Here is a 14443-nt window from a genome sequence, read left to right as displayed (position 1 = left end):
CGAGGAGTGCGGCCCCGAAGGGGAGGGGGCGGCGAGTTGGCCTACAACTCTAGGCTCGTCGCATGACCACCACCCTAGAAAAGCTCCTGGAGCTCGTTCCATCCCTGAATATCGACGGCGAACCGTATACCTTCGAGGCGAAGGGCAAGACCCTCGTCGGTCAATGGGATATCGTGAGCGCAATCTCGCTCTACCCGACCGAAGCGGCCGCGATCGACAAGAAGTACAAGATCATCGTCACCTTCGACGAGAAGGAGGACACCTACGACTACTCCGAGCGGCAGACCTCGACGAGTGTCTCCCTGAACGGCGGCGGACTTTCCTTTGGCACGAGCGTGTCCTCCGGAAAGTCCTATGGCAAGGAATCCAGCTTCGAGTTCGGCGGAATCAACAAGACCAAAAACGGTGTTTCTCCCGTGCTGTCGTACTCCTTCTCGACCTCACAAATCAAGACGCCGTTGTTCGTTTTTCTGGAGCAGAACGGCTGGACCAAGAAGATGGGTTTCTTCGGTCGCCTGTTCAGCAAGTAGTGCGAGTCCTCGAGCTTTCAGCCGCGACAGTCGCCGAGATCAGTACTCACAGATCAGTGCTCGTCGGCTCCGAGCACCCGCAGCGGCAGGTAGACCGAGCTGCCGAGGCGAGTGAATTCGGCCGACTTCTCGGCCATCCCGGCCTCGATCGCCTCGAGGCTGGTGAGGCCGTTCTCTGCGGCGTACACCCGGACATCCGCTGAAATGCGCATGGAACAGAACTTCGGACCGCACATGCTGCAGAAATGGGCAGCCTTGGCCGGGCCGGCCGGCAGCGTCTCGTCATGGAAACTCTGCGCGGTATCCGGGTCGAGGGAGAGCGCGAACTGGTCTGTCCAGCGAAACTCGAACCGGGCGCGACTAAGGGCGTCGTCGCGCTCCTGCGCGCGGGGATGCTGCTTGGCCAGGTCGGCGGAATGGGCGGCGATCTTGTAGGTGATCACGCCGGTCTTCACATCGTCGCGGTTGGGGAGCCCGAGGTGTTCCTTTGGCGTGACGTAGCAGAGCATGGCAGTGCCGGCCTGGGCGATGATGGCCGCGCCGATCGCACTCGTGATGTGGTCGTAGGCCGGGGCGATATCGGTGGCGAGCGGGCCGAGCGTGTAGAAAGGGGCTTCCTCGCAGAGTTCCTCCTCGAGACGCACGTTCTCGACGATCTTGTGCATCGGCACGTGGCCTGGCCCCTCGATCATCACCTGCACGCCGTAGGATTTCGCGACCTTGGTGAGCTCGCCGAGGGTGCGCAGCTCGGCGAACTGGGCCTCGTCGTTGGCGTCGGCGATCGACCCGGGGCGCAGGCCGTCACCGAGGGAGAAGGTCACATCGTAACGGCGCAGAATCTCGCACAGCTCCACGAAATGGGTGTACAGAAAGCTTTCCTGGTGGTGCGCGAGGCACCAGGCGGCCATGATCGAGCCGCCGCGCGAGACGATGCCGGTGACCCGGTTCGCGGTGAGCGGCACGTAGCGCAGCAGCACGCCGGCATGCACGGTCATGTAGTCGACGCCCTGCTCGCACTGCTCGATCACGGTGTCGCGGTAGATCTCCCAGGTGAGCAGTGCCGGGTCGCCGTTGACCTTCTCGACGGCTTGGTAAAGCGGAACGGTGCCCACCGGAATGGGTGAGTTGCGCATGATCCATTCCCGAGTGAGGTGGATGTCCTTGCCGGTCGAGAGGTCCATCAGGGTGTCGGCGCCCCAGCGTGCCGCCCAGACCATTTTCTCGACCTCTTCGGCGATCGACGAGGTCACGGCGGAGTTGCCAATATTCGCGTTGATCTTCACGGTGAAGGCCTTGCCGATGATCATCGGCTCGCTCTCGGGGTGCATTCGGTTGGCTGGGATGACGGCCCGGCCGCGGGCCACTTCGTCGCGCACGAGCTCGACCGCGACGCCCTCGCGCGCGGCGATGTAGGCCATCTCGGGGGTGACAATGCCGGCGCGAGCCCAGACCAGCTGGGTGGCGGCGCCGTCGACGGGCAGTGGATGTTCCCACCCGGCCCGGGTCGCCGGCAGCCCCTGCTCAAGGTCGATGGTGGCTTCAACGTCGGTGTACGGGCCGGACGTGTCGTACAGGTCGAAGTGCTCGCCGTTGCTGAGGTTCACGCGGCGGACCGGAATGTGAAGCCCGGGCCAGTCTTGCACGGGTTCGTAGCGTTTAGTGCTGCCCTGGATCGGGCCAGTGGTGACGGTTTGGGAGATGGTTGATTCGTCAATTGTGCGCATGTAATCGAACTTCCTACGCCGGCATTACCCGGACAGGTTCAACGGTCGACGGCCCTGGCCGTCCTCTCAGCTCGCTGGTGCGCGCTCCCGTGGTGGTGTGTGTCTTCTGACCCCTTCACCTTAGCGTGGGTCGAGCTTGGCCACGCTAGGCGGTCACCGCGCCCGTTATGGATCACCGCGCCAGGCATAGGTGGCGCGACCGTCGGGAGCTGGCGCGGTGAGTCTGCGGCGGTCCGGGAGCTGGCGCCGGGCATCCGGTCAGCGGGCGAGGGCGGCCAGTTCGGCGCGGGTCGAGGCACCGACCTTGCGCAGCAGATTGGCCACGTGAAACTTGACCGTGTTCTCGCTGATGGTCAGCGCCTCGGCGATGGCCTTGTTGCGCGCGCCCGACGCCACCAGTTCAAGCACGCCGCGCTCGCGCGGGCTGAGCCCCCAGGCCGCAGCAGCAGAAACGGATGCCGTGGGCGCGTCGAGCGGCAGCGACACCGCCATCTCCGACCCCCAGCCCGCCGTCGACTGGACGCCCAGGGTGCCGCTGAGCGCGACGACGCGGGCGGCGAGCTGACGCACACTGGGAACCTCCGCGTCGAGGTCGCCCGGTCCGTCGTCGCGAATGCGAATCAGCAGGTTGCTGCCGTCGCAGTCCCACTGCACGCGCACCCGCGCAACCCCGGGCTGCTCGACCAGGGCGAGTACCGCGCCGCGCACGATGGCGCGGGCTTCGTGCGCGACTTCACCGGGCAGGGCGCGGCCGTTGACCGGTGGCTCGATGAACTGCACGTCGAGGTCGCCGAAGCGCACGAGCGGACGCAGGTCGTTCTTGAGACGTTCGAAGGCGCGGGCCACGGGCTCTTCGGTGAGGCTGCGATCGAGGTCACTCACCGCGCGCAGCGTTACCATCGCAGCGGCGGCCAGTTCGGTGGCTTTCTGGCGGGCGGCCGTGTCACTGGTGCTGCCCGAGCGCAGCACGGCGAGCAGGGTTTCCAGCGTGGTCGCGTGCGCGTCAGTCAGGTCGGCGATGAGTTTCGAGCGCTCGGCCGCCGCGCTGCGCGCGGTCTGCGCGGATAAACCGGCAGGGCGAGTGCCGGGCTCGGGGGAGGTTGCGAAGATCGTCATAGGTCTAGCCTACCCGGGTCATCCCTGATTCCCACTCAGAGCCATCCGTTTGGGTAGTTAAACCATTCTTTTGGCGGGCAGTATTCCCGCTCGAAGGAGTGGAGTATTGACCTATGACCGAAACAATAACCACCCCAACTACAGCGGATGCCCTTGGCCTCATTTTCGCTGAGAACAGCCACGTCGTCGACGCGCTGCGGTCTGCATCCGCTTCATCGCTCGACGAGGCGGTCGCTGTACTCGCTGCGGCGCCCCGAGTATTCGTGCTGGGTGCGGGTCGCTCCGGCTTGGCGCTGAAGATGACCGCTATGCGGCTGATGCATCTCGGACTCGACGTTCACGTCGTCGGCGAGGTGACCAGCCCGGCAATCGCCTCTGGCGATCTGTTGCTGGTCGCGAGCGGATCCGGAACGACGGGCGCCATTGTGCGTGCCGCCGAAACGGCGCACGGCGTGGGTGCGATCATTCTCGCACTCACCACTGCTCCCGAGTCGCCGCTCGGGCGGCTCGCTACGGTAACCGTGGTCATTCCGGCCGCCACCAAGCAGGATCATGCCGGAGCGGTGTCAGCCCAGTATTCGGGCGGACTGTTCGAGCAGGCCGTGCTGCTCGTTGGCGATGCCCTGTTTCACACGCTCTGGCAGCGAAGCGGGGCCACGGCCGAACAGCTCTGGCCGCGTCATGCCAACCTCGAATGAGGCACGCGGCTCCACACGAACTTTCCACTCTTAATCACTAACAGAAAGCAGAACCCCATGAAGCTTCAGGTTGCAATGGACGTACTGACCACCGACGCCGCACTCGCGCTCGCCGCGCAGGTCGCCCCGCACGTCGACATCATCGAGCTCGGCACCCCGCTGATCAAGGCAGAGGGCCTGCGCGCCGTCACCGCGATTAAGGCCGCGCACCCCGACAAGATCGTCTTCGCCGATCTCAAGACGATGGATGCCGGCGAGCTCGAAGCCGACATCGCCTTCGCCGCCGGGGCCGACCTCGTGACAGTGCTCGGCACGGCCGGGGACAGCACCATCATCGGTGCCGTCGCCGCCGCGACCAAGCACGGCAAGGGCATCGTCGTCGACCTCATCGGCGTCGCCGACAAGGTCACCCGTGCCCGCGAGGTCACCGCGCTCGGCGCCCAGTTCGTCGAGATGCACGCTGGACTCGACGAGCAGGCCGAGCCCGGCTTCTCGCTCGCAACACTGCTCAACCAGGGCGAAACCGCCAAGGTTCCATTCTCCCTCGCCGGTGGCGTGAGCCTGGCGACCATCGCCTCGGTGCAGCGCGCCGGAGCAACGGTCGCCGTTGCCGGCGGAGCGATCTACGGCGCCGAGGACCCGGCCGCTGCCGCTGCCGCTCTGCGCGCCGCGATCATCTAGTCCCAGCGTTTCATCTGGTGCCGTCCCGCTTCCGCGGGGCGGCACTTCTGCGTTGCGGATGCCCGCGCTCACCGCCGGCAGAATCCGTTCCGGAACACCCGGTCGCGTCGGATTTGGGACGGGGCCCGGGCCCGGAACGCGGGCCCAGTCTATAAACTGGGCCCAGGGACGGGGCCCGGGCCCCGTCCAGGAAATGGACAGGTCACGAACTTCCCTCCGGAGCGGATCCTGCGGGCCGCGATGTCGCGGCGGCCCGCTGTGTCGAGGGCGCCGCTAGGCTGGTGGCGCCCAGACCAAGTGGCGGCATCGTCGCCGCGAGAGGACGCGCATCCCGCATGAGCAGCACGATTTTCGACCGAGCCCGGCCCGCAGCATCCGTTGTTGCAGCCTCGCTCGCCGGCACCCGGCAAGGCTCCTTCTGGCTCGACGACCTCGCGCCGCGGGCGAACTATCCGCGGCTCTCCGGCAATCTCACCTGCGACCTGGCGATCGTCGGCGGCGGCTACCTCGGACTATGGAGTGCGGTGCTGGCCAAGCAGCAGAATCCGGCGGCGCGCGTGGTGCTGCTGGAGGCACGCACGATCGGCTGGGCGGCATCCGGTCGGAACGGCGGTTTCTGCGAGGCGAGTCTCACCCACGGCGAAGCGAACGGGCGCACGCGCTGGCCGCAGGAGATCGACCGGCTGACCGAGCTCGGCCACGAGAACCTCGACGACATCGAGCGAGCGGTGGCATCACTCGGCCTGAACTGCGATTTCGAGCGCACGGGGGCCATTGACCTCGCGGTCGAGGAGCACCAGGTGGAGTGGCTGCGCGAGGAGAAGGCCGACGAGAACACCGTGTTTCTGGACCAGACGGCGGTGCAGGCGGAGGTTGCCTCACCGACCTACCTGGCCGGGGTCTGGCATCAAGCCAGCAACGCCCTCGTGCATCCCGGCAAGCTCGCCGCCGAGCTGGCCCGCGTGGCCACCGACCTCGGGGTCGAGATCTTCGAGCATTCGCTCGTGCAGAACCTCGACACGGCCGGACTCACGACGGCACACGGCACCCGGGTCGTGACGGCAGGCGGTACCGTGACCGCCCGAAAGACAGCCCTCGCCACGAACGTCTTTCCGTCCCTGCTCAAGCGCAACAAACTTTTGACCGTGCCGGTCTATGATTACGTGCTCATGACCGAACCGCTCGACGCGAACCAGCTCGCCGCGATCGGCTGGCAGCACAGGCAGGGCCTCAGTGACCTGGCCAACCAGTTTCACTACTACCGGCTGAGCGCCGACAATCGCATTCTGTTCGGCGGCTACGACGCGGTCTATCACTACGGCCGCCAGGTGCGCAGCGGCTATGAGAACCGGCCGGAGACCTTTGCCAAGCTCGCGAGTCACTTCTTCACGACGTTTCCGCAGCTGGCCGGGGTGCGGTTCAGCCACAAATGGGCCGGTGCCATCGACACTTCGACCCAGTTTTGCGCCTTCTTCGGGCAGGCTCGCGGCGGGCGCATCAGCTACGCGGCCGGATTCACCGGCCTCGGCGTCGGCGCGACGCACTTCGCCGCCCGGGTAATGCTCGACCAGCTGGCCGGCCGCACCACTGAGCGCACTGAACTGGCGATGGTGCGGGGCCGTCCGCTTTCGTTCCCGCCGGAACCGATCGCATCCGCTGGAATTCAGGCCACCCGGTGGGCGCTGGACCGCGCCGACCACAACCGCGGCAAGCGCAACGCCCTACTCAAGACCCTCGACGCGTTGGGCCTCGGCTTTGACTCCTAGCGGCTGGGGCACGCGAGGCGACGGACGGCACACGGTTTGCTGCGCGCGCGGCCGAAAGCTGCACGCGCCCCCGGCCGGTAGGGATCAGCCGAGCAGCAACCGGCCGAGTTGGTCGGTCGAGTGCACCACGGCGGTCGCCGCGGCGGCTTCGGCGGGCGAGCCGTAGCCCCACTCCACCAAAATGGCGGGAATGCCGTTGGCCTGGGCGCCGATGGCGTCGTAGCTGCGGTCGCCGACCATGACGGCACCGCTGGTGTCGACGCCGGTTGCTGCGAGGCGCGCCAGGGCCTCGGCGACGATGTCGGCCTTGTGGCTGCGGGTCTCGTCAGCGGAGGCACCGACCGTTGCCGTGAAATACTTCGCGAGGTCAAAGTGAGTCAGGATGGCGACCGCACTCAGTTCCGGCTTACTGGTGGCCAGGGCAAGCGGAATCCCGGCCGCGTGGATGCGCTCAAGCAGACCGGCGATGCCGGGAAAGACGGCCGTATCCAGCGCTGCAGTGCCGTGATATTCAGCTCGGTAGACCGAGATGGCCTCGCGGGCTTCGTCGGCGGTCATGCCCGCGTATTCCTGAAAGGCCTCGAGCATCGGCGGGCCGACATAGGCGAGGAGTTCCGCAGCGGAGGGAACGGGGCGGCCGAGCAACGTGAAGGTGCGGGCCAAAGAGCTGGTGATGGCCGGGGCGGAATCGGTGATGGTTCCGTCGAGGTCAAAGAGGATGGCGCTCCAGGTGCGCGTCAGAGTGGGATTCACTCGCACCAGCCTAGGCGATCTCAACGTACTTCCCCCATTTGCCCATTATTTCTCAGCTTTTGCCCGGTTAGTGGTCGTCGGCCTGCGCGGTACGCCGAACTAGAAGAGCTTCGAGGCCGTGTCGTCCAGCCCCCGCATGGCGTCGTAGTCGAGCAGCAGGCAGCGGATGCCGCGATCCTCGGCCAGTTTGCGCGCCTGCGGTTTGATCGTTTGCGCGGCAAAAACCCCGCTGACCGGCGCCAGATGTGGGTCGCGGTTCATGAGTTCGAGGTAGCGCGTGAGCTGCTCGACGCCGTCGATATCACCGTTGCGCTTCAGTTCTACCGCGACGGATCGGCCGCTCGCGTCCTGCGCGAGAATATCGACGGGCCCGATCGCCGTCATGTATTCGCGGCGCACGAAGGTGAAGCCGTCACCGAGCAGGTGGATGTGCTCGGCCAGCAGCTTCTGCAGGTGTGACTCGGCGCCGTCCTTGATCAGGCCGGGGTCGATGCCGAGTTCGTGCGCTGAATCGTGCTGCACCTCGTAGACGCTGACCACGAGTTGGTCGGCGGTCTTGGCATGGGTGACCGTCCAAAGGGCGGTGATACCGGCATCCGCTTGATCACTGTCGGGTTCGGAGATCGTGACCGAACAAGGCGGGCTCATCCAGTTCAGCGGCTTATAGGAGCCGCCGTCGGAGTGCACCAGAACACTGCCGTCGGACTTGAGCATCAGCAGGCGGGTGGCCATCGGCAGGTGCGCGCTGAGGCGCCCGGCATACTCAACGGAACATTTCGCAATTACAAGGCGCACTGGTCGATCTTAACCGCGTGAGCCCGAATGGTTCGCACCGGATGCCGACGGCCGCGCCGCCGGGGCCGCCAGCCCGGCCAGCACCATCAGGACCAAAACCAGGTAGAGGGCGTTGAGAATTCCCCAGGCCTCGCCGAGCAGCCCAAGTACGGGCGGCCCGACCAAAAAGGCGAAGTAGCCGATTATGGCCACGGCGCTGACCCGGGCGGCCGCGTTCTTGGTGTCGTCGGCGGCCGCCGACATGCCCACCGGAAATCCGAGCGAGGCGCCGAGGCCCCAGAGAACGATGCCGACGAAGATGAGCAGGGTGTTCGGCGCGAGGATGAACAGCACGAGCCCCGCAATGCCCACGACGGCGCAGGCGCGCAGCACCGGAACCCGGCCGAACCGATCGAGCACCGGTCCGCCGATCACACGGCCTACGGTCATGGCGGCTACGAAGACGCCGAAAACGATCGCACCGTCGGTGTTGCTGAACCCGTGTCCGTCGACCGAGGCGAGGGCGAGCCAGTCGTTGGCTGAGCCCTCGGCAAAGGTCATGCCGAGCACGATGAGGCCGATCAGAAGCAGTTTGCGGTCGCGCCAAACGGAGAGACTGTCACGCAGGCGGTCACGCCAGGTGAGCCGTGGAGCATCCGTTTCTGGATCGATCTCGATTGCCGGTAGAAACCGCACGGCAACGACGATCGTGCCCAAAACGAGCACGGCCATGACCAACAGATGCCAGAACACCGATACCTGCCAAGCGGATGCGGCGGCGCCGCCGAGCGCGCCGACCACCGTACCGAGGCTGAAGCAGGCATGCATGAGCGGCATGAGCGTGCGGCCGATGGCGCGCTCGGCCGCCGCGCCCTCGACGTTCATCATGACGTCGAGGGATCCCATGCCGATGCCGAAGACCGCGAGGGCCACGAACACGAATGGGGCCGAGGGCACGAGGGTGACGCCCGCGCCCATGAGCATGAGCCCGGTCGCTGACATCGTCGTGCTGAGCAGCATGGCCCGGCGGGCACCGAGGCGAGCGAGCAGGCCCGCGGCGATCAGCAGGCCGATCACCGAGCCGGCGGAGAGCCCGAAGATCAGAATGCCGACCTGGGCGGTGTCGAGGTCGAGGCCGTCGCGCACGGCGGGAACCCGCGACATCCAGCTGGCCAGGCCGAGCCCGGCCACGAAGAACGCCGCGAATACGGCGTTGCGCCAGCCGAGCAGGGCTGGGCGTGTAGGCGCATTATTGGCGGACGCGAAAGACTCAGCGGGGGTGATCACAAGGGGGCACGGGGTTCCTGAACGGGAGTGGACGGCCTCGACACGATTCGGGCAGATAGGTCAAAGGTATAGCGGATGCCGCCCGAACGAACTGCTAGATACTGCGGTGGTCTCGAACCGCGGATTCCAAATCTGCGAGCCCGGGCGCCATCGCGGCATCGACGGCCATGGGGTCTGAGATGTTGAGCTCCTGCATGCCACGTCGGCCTTCGGGGGCCGTATTGATTTCGTGGTCGCCGGCCTCCAGCCCGGCCAGCACATCGGTGATGACGTCGTCGAGGGATCGACGCTCCCAGCCCGGTGAGGCGGCGGCGTTCTGAGATGACATCATGTCCGTATCCGTCGCGCCCGGGTAGACGGTCGCGACGTGCACTCCCAATCCGGTCAATTCGCGCCGCAGGGATTCTCCGAAACGAGCGAGGCCAGCCTTGGTGGCGGCGTATACGGAATAGAACGGCATGCCGACGAGAGCGATTCCGCTGGATATGTTCAAGATAATGCTGTCGCGGTCGGCGCCGGCGCGAAGACGAGGCAATAGAGCCCGGGTCAAAAGCACGGGGGCAACGAGGTTGAGATCGATCATCGATCGAATATCGGCCTCGCTGGTCAGTTCGAGCCGGCCGGCGCGAACGTTGCCGGCATTGTTCACGAGTAGGTCGACGGTGGGCCACGACTCGACGGCCTCAAAAACTCGGTCAACACTCGTGGGCAGGGTGAGATCCTGCGTCAAAATTTCGGCCGTGCCGCCGGCCGCTTCGACCAATTGGGCGGTCGCGGTAAGCGTTGACTCTTTTCGGCCGACCAGGAGCAGATGTGCGCCTCGCGATCCGAATTCGACAGCCAGGGCCCGCCCTATTCCCTGCCCTGCTCCGGTGATGATGCCGTGTCGGTTGGTTAGATCCACAATTGTCATTCCTTTGTATCGGACGAGACAGGCAGCGAGTGCCTGAACCGCATCGTTCAGTGGGGTCAACGGTCTGCTGACGCGGGCTATTCCCCTCGCGTTCTCCGCCACAGGATGGGCGTCGCGGCCAGCGAGGCCATGCGGCTTGCCTCTGTCGAACGGACCCACGATTCGCCCCGGCGCCAAAGTTAGCGTAGCCTTACCTTAGAAATCGTTCGCCACGTCTCTGGAGTCCCATGCGCATCCCGTTCCCTGTCGCCGCCCTCCTGGCCGGTGCCTCTGTCCTTGCCCTTGCCGGCTGCACCCAGGCCGCCGAGCCGTCAACCCCAGCGGAAACCAGCGACAACGCCTTCACCCTCTACTCGGGTCGCGACGAAGCGCTCATCCAGCCGCTCATCGACCAGTTCGAAGAACAGAGCGGCATCAGCGTCGAGGTGCGTTACGGCAACACGGCCGAGCTCGGCGCACTGCTGCTCGAAGAGGGCGATGCCACACCCGCCCAGGTCTTTCTCGCGCAGGACGCCGGTGCGCTCGGCGCTCTCGCCAATGCTGACCTGTTCGCGACGCTGCCCGCCGCGACGACCGACGCGGCGCCCGCCGGATTCACCTCGACCGACGACACCTGGGTCGGCGTCACCGGCCGGGCCCGGGTGATCACCTATGACAGCGAGGCGATGAGTGCGGCCGACGTGCCAACATCCGTTGACGCCTTCACCGACCCGGCTTGGTCCGGAAAGTTCGGCATCGCCCCGACCAACGCAAGCTTTCAGGCCTTCGTCACCGCCTACCGGGTGCTGAATGGCGAGGCGGCCGCCGACGAGTGGGTCAAGGCCGTTGCCGCCAACAACCCGGTCATCTTCGACAACAACCGCGCCATTCTCGCCGCCGTCAACGACGGGGTCATCGAGGCCGGGCTCATCAACCACTACTACTGGTTCGCCCAAGCCGCCGAAACCGGCGAGGCCAACATGCGCGCCCAGCTCTCCTACCCGGAGGCTGGCGATGCTGGATCCATTGTGAACGTCACCGGCGCCGGCCTGCTCGCCGGAGCCGCCGAGGACGCCGATGCGCTCGAGTTCATCGATTACCTCGTCGGCGCCGAGGCGCAGCAGTACTTCGTCGACGAAACCTTCGAGTACCCGCTGATCGATGGCATCGATGCCCCGGTCGGCTTGCCCGCGCTCGACTCGCTCGTCAACCCCGACCTCGACCTCGCCGACCTCGACACCCTCGAAGACACCCAGACCCTGCTCGGCAAGCACGGCCTGATCTAATATTGAAGCAGTGAAGGTGCGGTTGCAGGCTCAGGTCGGCAGCCGCGCCCTACCCGGCGTTACGAGTTTCGCATGACCGAACTGCTCCTTCCGCCGCCCGAAACGGATGCCCCAGCCCCGCTCCGCGCGCCTGCCCGATACCGCTTCGGTGCTCCACCCTGGCTCCTCGTGCTTGCCGCCCTGTGCGCCGCGACCGCCGCCATTCCCCTGGTCTACCTCGTGGTGCGTACGACCGAAGCTGGCCTGACTGAACTGCTCGACACCCTCGTGCGGCCGCGGGTGCTGCAGCTCACGATCAACACCGCGCTGCTCGCCGCGGCCGTCACCCTGTCCTGCCTCGTGCTCGGCACGATTTGCGCCTGGATTCTCACGCGCATCCGTCTGCCGTTCCAGCGCACGCTGCTGCTGGTTTCGGCGCTGCCGCTCGCGGTGCCGAGCTACCTCGCTGCCTACGGTTGGCTGGTCTGGTTTCCGCACCTCCATGGCTTCTGGGCGAGCTGGTTCGTCATGACCATGGTCTGCACCCCCTACGTGACGCTTCCGGTTGCGGCAGCGCTGCGCGGGGCATCCGCTGATCTGGAATCGGTGGCTCGCACCCTCGGTCGCGGGCCGCTGCGTGCTTTTGCGGCCGCGACCTGGCCGCAGATTCGTCCGGCCGCGATCGCCGGGGCGCTCCTGGTCTGTCTCTACTCGCTGAGTGACTTCGGACTCGTCTCAATGCTGCGGTTTCAGACGCTCACCTGGGGAATCAACGCCGCCTACGGCGCGAGTTTCGACCGCAATCAGGCCGCGCTGCTCGCGCTGGTGCTCGTGGTGCTCGCGCTCGTTGTTGTGGCCGGCGAACGTCGCAGCCGCCGCCAGGTCTCCAGTGTGCCCGGTCGTAGCACGATGCCGGCGCGGGCCCCCGGAAAAATGGCCCCGCTCTATGCCGCAGTGCTGCTCGCCGCGCCGATCGCCGGGGTGGTGGTTCCGGTAGTCGGACTGCTCAGCCGCCTGCTCGAAGCCGAAACCCTGCGCGCCATCGACGTTCCTCGCCTGGTCGAAGCGATTGGCGCGACCCTGGGGCTCGCGCTCACCGCCGCCATAGTGGCCGTGCTCGTGGCGCTGCCGATCGCCGCGCTCGCCGCTCGCCATCAGGGGCGCCTGGTCGCCGTGATCGAGGCCGTGGGCTTTCTCGGCCACGCCCTGCCCGGAATTGTCGTGGGCCTCTCGCTGGTCTTTTTCGCGCTCGCTGCGGTTCCGATGTTCTACCAAACCTCGCTCGTGCTGGTTTTCGCCTACGTCGTACTGTTCATGCCGCGTGCCATCGGCAGCATGCGCAGCGGCATCGCTGCGGTGCCGGCGAGCCTCGGCGACGTCTCGCGCATGCTCGGCCTCTCAGCTTTTCAAACCTGGTGGCGGGTCACCGCGCGCCTCGCCCTGCCCGGCATCGCGATCGGCGCACTGCTCGTGGCCATCTCTGCCATGAAAGAATTGCCAGCGACGCTGCTGCTGCGGCCGACGGGCGTGTCTACGCTCGCGACCGAGTTGTGGAGTCGCACGGCCCTGTTCGAGTTCGGCGCTGCAGCGCCCTATGCGGCGGCGCTCGTGCTCGTGGCGATGGTGCCCGCGGTGCTGCTCTCCGGTATCCGCGGCACGGCAAGGGAGAACTGATGGGCTGGGTATCGATCGAGGGGCTCCGCGTCGCCTACGGTGACACGCGGGTGCTCGACGACGTCAGCCTGCACATACCGCGCGGCTCGCTCGTGGCCGTTCTCGGTCCGAGCGGATGCGGCAAGACCACACTCCTGCGCGCGGTCGCGGGTTTGTTGCCGGTCACCGCCGGCACCATTACCGTCGGCGGACGCCTCGTCACCGGCCCCGGGGTGCAGCGCGCGCCGGAGAAACGCGGAATGGGCTGGGTCCCGCAGGACGCCTCACTGTTTCCGCACCTCACAGTGGGCGAGAACATCGGCTTCGGGCTGCCGCGCACCAGGCAGAGCGACGACCTGTACTGCGAACCCGGCGAGACTTCCGGGGGGCTGCTCGCCGGTCTCACGCGACGCGGGCGAGCGGCCCGCACGCGACCGGCCTCGCTGCATTCGACCCTTCTCACCCCGGCCCCGATCAGCCCCGACCGAGGTCGCCAGACCAGCCGCGCGGCCCGCATCACAGAGCTCGCCACTCTGGTGGGTCTGGCCGAACTCGTGGATCGCGCCCCCGCCCAGCTCTCTGGCGGCCAGGCGCAGCGCGTTTCGCTGGCCCGTGCTCTCGCCCCGCGGCCCGACCTTATGCTGCTCGACGAACCGTTCGCGGCCCTCGACCCGCTGCTGCGGGCGGCGCTGCGCACCGAGGTCGCCGCCCTGCTGCGTGGCCAGCACAACACCAGCCTGCTCGTGACTCACGACCAGGAAGAGGCGCTGTCCCTCGCCGACTTCGTAGCCGTCATGCGCGGCGGCGAGATTTTGCAGTTCGGCACTCCAGCGGATGTCTACGAACGCCCGATAGACCCGTGGGTCGCCGGATTCGTCGGCGACACCGTCGAACAGGGCGGCCAGTGGAGCAACGGCCGGGTGGAGTGTGCCCTGGGGTCAGTCGCTGCAGACTGGATGGGAGCGCCGGCCGTGCCCGTGCAGCCAGGGCCCGAGCAGTCGTCGAGTGCGCCACTGGGCGAGCGGGGCGCAGCATCCACTCCCGCCGACGGAACGAGCGTGCGCGTGCTGCTTCGCCCGGAATGGCTGACCTTGGGCGCGCGAGGTTCGGCCCAGCCAACAACGGATGCCGTCGTAACGGCCATCGCCTACGCCGGCCACGATGCCCTGGTCAGCTTCGCTCTCGCTGACGCGGAGAAAACGGCGGTGCGCGCCCGCATTGCAGCGCCCGACCTGCCCCGGCTCGGCGACCGCGTGACGCTGGGCATCTGTCAGAACGCCCTCGCCTACCCGCTCGCATAGCCC

General features: G+C 66.8%; 13 protein-coding genes and 1 riboswitch. Of the genes, 7 read left to right on the top strand and 6 right to left on the bottom strand.

Annotated features, from left to right (window positions below; translation table 11 throughout):
- Nucleotides 1-62: 62 nt before the first annotated feature.
- The gene (locus CJ028_RS12675; RefSeq protein WP_105035578.1) at nucleotides 63-530 is read left to right on the top strand and encodes a hypothetical protein; all 468 of its coding nucleotides are present in this window, start codon (nucleotides 63-65) and stop codon (nucleotides 528-530) included.
- Nucleotides 531-583: 53 nt separating this feature from the next.
- Here CJ028_RS12675 and thiC read toward each other — a convergent pair whose 3' ends face one another.
- Complete coding sequence (thiC, locus tag CJ028_RS12670) at nucleotides 584-2254, bottom strand: phosphomethylpyrimidine synthase ThiC (RefSeq protein WP_105035675.1); 1671 nt, start codon at nucleotides 2252-2254, stop codon at nucleotides 584-586.
- Nucleotides 2248-2355: riboswitch (TPP riboswitch) on the bottom strand. (Overlaps the previous gene by 7 nt.)
- Before the next feature lie 157 nt (nucleotides 2356-2512).
- Nucleotides 2513-3370, bottom strand: coding sequence for a LuxR C-terminal-related transcriptional regulator (locus CJ028_RS12665; RefSeq protein ID WP_105035577.1), 858 nt, complete (start codon nucleotides 3368-3370; stop codon nucleotides 2513-2515).
- 113 nt (nucleotides 3371-3483) lie between these two features.
- On the opposite strand from CJ028_RS12665, the gene hxlB reads away from it, so the two are divergent.
- The 3 genes from hxlB (at nucleotide 3484) to CJ028_RS12650 (ending at nucleotide 6515) form a co-directional block, all read left to right on the top strand.
- Nucleotides 3484-4068, top strand: coding sequence for a 6-phospho-3-hexuloisomerase (gene hxlB / locus CJ028_RS12660; RefSeq protein ID WP_105035576.1), 585 nt, complete (start codon nucleotides 3484-3486; stop codon nucleotides 4066-4068).
- Nucleotides 4069-4125: 57 nt separating this feature from the next.
- Complete coding sequence (gene hxlA / locus CJ028_RS12655; protein WP_105035575.1) at nucleotides 4126-4749, top strand: 3-hexulose-6-phosphate synthase; 624 nt, start codon at nucleotides 4126-4128, stop codon at nucleotides 4747-4749.
- Nucleotides 4750-5084: 335 nt separating this feature from the next.
- Nucleotides 5085-6515, top strand: coding sequence for an NAD(P)/FAD-dependent oxidoreductase (locus CJ028_RS12650; RefSeq protein WP_105035574.1), 1431 nt, complete (start codon nucleotides 5085-5087; stop codon nucleotides 6513-6515).
- 84 nt (nucleotides 6516-6599) lie between these two features.
- On the opposite strand, the gene CJ028_RS12645 is transcribed toward CJ028_RS12650, so the two are convergent.
- From CJ028_RS12645 to CJ028_RS12630, 4 genes are all read right to left on the bottom strand, one after another.
- Nucleotides 6600-7268 carry an HAD hydrolase-like protein gene (locus tag CJ028_RS12645; protein WP_240607239.1) on the bottom strand — a complete coding sequence of 223 codons (669 nt, stop codon included), beginning with the start codon at nucleotides 7266-7268 and terminating at the stop codon, nucleotides 6600-6602.
- A 99-nt stretch (nucleotides 7269-7367) separates the two neighbouring features.
- Nucleotides 7368-8063 (bottom strand): endonuclease NucS, encoded by a 696-nt coding sequence (nucS, locus tag CJ028_RS12640; RefSeq protein ID WP_105035573.1) that lies wholly within the window; start codon nucleotides 8061-8063, stop codon nucleotides 7368-7370.
- Between the two features lie 9 nt (nucleotides 8064-8072).
- Nucleotides 8073-9329, bottom strand: coding sequence for an MFS transporter (locus CJ028_RS12635; protein WP_240607238.1), 1257 nt, complete (start codon nucleotides 9327-9329; stop codon nucleotides 8073-8075).
- Nucleotides 9330-9423: 94 nt separating this feature from the next.
- Nucleotides 9424-10233 carry an SDR family NAD(P)-dependent oxidoreductase gene (locus CJ028_RS12630; RefSeq protein WP_161498977.1) on the bottom strand — a complete coding sequence of 270 codons (810 nt, stop codon included), beginning with the start codon at nucleotides 10231-10233 and terminating at the stop codon, nucleotides 9424-9426.
- A 236-nt stretch (nucleotides 10234-10469) separates the two neighbouring features.
- Here CJ028_RS12630 and CJ028_RS12625 point away from each other — a divergent pair, with 236 nt between their 5' ends.
- The 3 genes from CJ028_RS12625 (at nucleotide 10470) to CJ028_RS12615 (ending at nucleotide 14440) form a co-directional block, all read left to right on the top strand.
- On the top strand, nucleotides 10470-11507 hold the full coding sequence (locus CJ028_RS12625; RefSeq protein ID WP_105035571.1) for an extracellular solute-binding protein: 1038 nt from the start codon (nucleotides 10470-10472) through the stop codon (nucleotides 11505-11507).
- A 72-nt stretch (nucleotides 11508-11579) separates the two neighbouring features.
- Complete coding sequence (locus CJ028_RS12620) at nucleotides 11580-13160, top strand: ABC transporter permease (protein ID WP_105035570.1); 1581 nt, start codon at nucleotides 11580-11582, stop codon at nucleotides 13158-13160.
- Nucleotides 13160-14440, top strand: a complete 1281-nt coding sequence (locus CJ028_RS12615; RefSeq protein ID WP_105035569.1) for an ABC transporter ATP-binding protein — start codon at nucleotides 13160-13162, stop codon at nucleotides 14438-14440. Before CJ028_RS12620 ends, CJ028_RS12615 begins: the two co-directional genes overlap by 1 nt.
- The last annotated feature ends 3 nt before the right edge of the window (nucleotides 14441-14443 follow it).

Source organism: Cryobacterium aureum, from assembly GCF_002954245.1.
In the GTDB taxonomy this organism is placed as follows: domain Bacteria; phylum Actinomycetota; class Actinomycetes; order Actinomycetales; family Microbacteriaceae; genus Cryobacterium; species Cryobacterium aureum.
This window is presented reverse-complemented; position numbering and strand designations above follow the sequence as displayed.

What these genes read in the sequence shown, in the direction of transcription:
- CJ028_RS12675 (WP_105035578.1), top strand. Translation starts at nt 63, where the DNA reads ATGACCACCACCCTAGAAAAGCTCCTGGAGCTCGTTCCATCCCTGAAT.
- thiC (WP_105035675.1), bottom strand. Translation starts at nt 2,254, where the DNA reads ATGCGCACAATTGACGAATCAACCATCTCCCAAACCGTCACCACTGGC.
- CJ028_RS12665 (WP_105035577.1), bottom strand. Translation starts at nt 3,370, where the DNA reads ATGACGATCTTCGCAACCTCCCCCGAGCCCGGCACTCGCCCTGCCGGT.
- hxlB (WP_105035576.1), top strand. Translation starts at nt 3,484, where the DNA reads ATGACCGAAACAATAACCACCCCAACTACAGCGGATGCCCTTGGCCTC.
- hxlA (WP_105035575.1), top strand. Translation starts at nt 4,126, where the DNA reads ATGAAGCTTCAGGTTGCAATGGACGTACTGACCACCGACGCCGCACTC.
- CJ028_RS12650 (WP_105035574.1), top strand. Translation starts at nt 5,085, where the DNA reads ATGAGCAGCACGATTTTCGACCGAGCCCGGCCCGCAGCATCCGTTGTT.
- CJ028_RS12625 (WP_105035571.1), top strand. Translation starts at nt 10,470, where the DNA reads ATGCGCATCCCGTTCCCTGTCGCCGCCCTCCTGGCCGGTGCCTCTGTC.
- CJ028_RS12620 (WP_105035570.1), top strand. Translation starts at nt 11,580, where the DNA reads ATGACCGAACTGCTCCTTCCGCCGCCCGAAACGGATGCCCCAGCCCCG.
- CJ028_RS12615 (WP_105035569.1), top strand. Translation starts at nt 13,160, where the DNA reads ATGGGCTGGGTATCGATCGAGGGGCTCCGCGTCGCCTACGGTGACACG.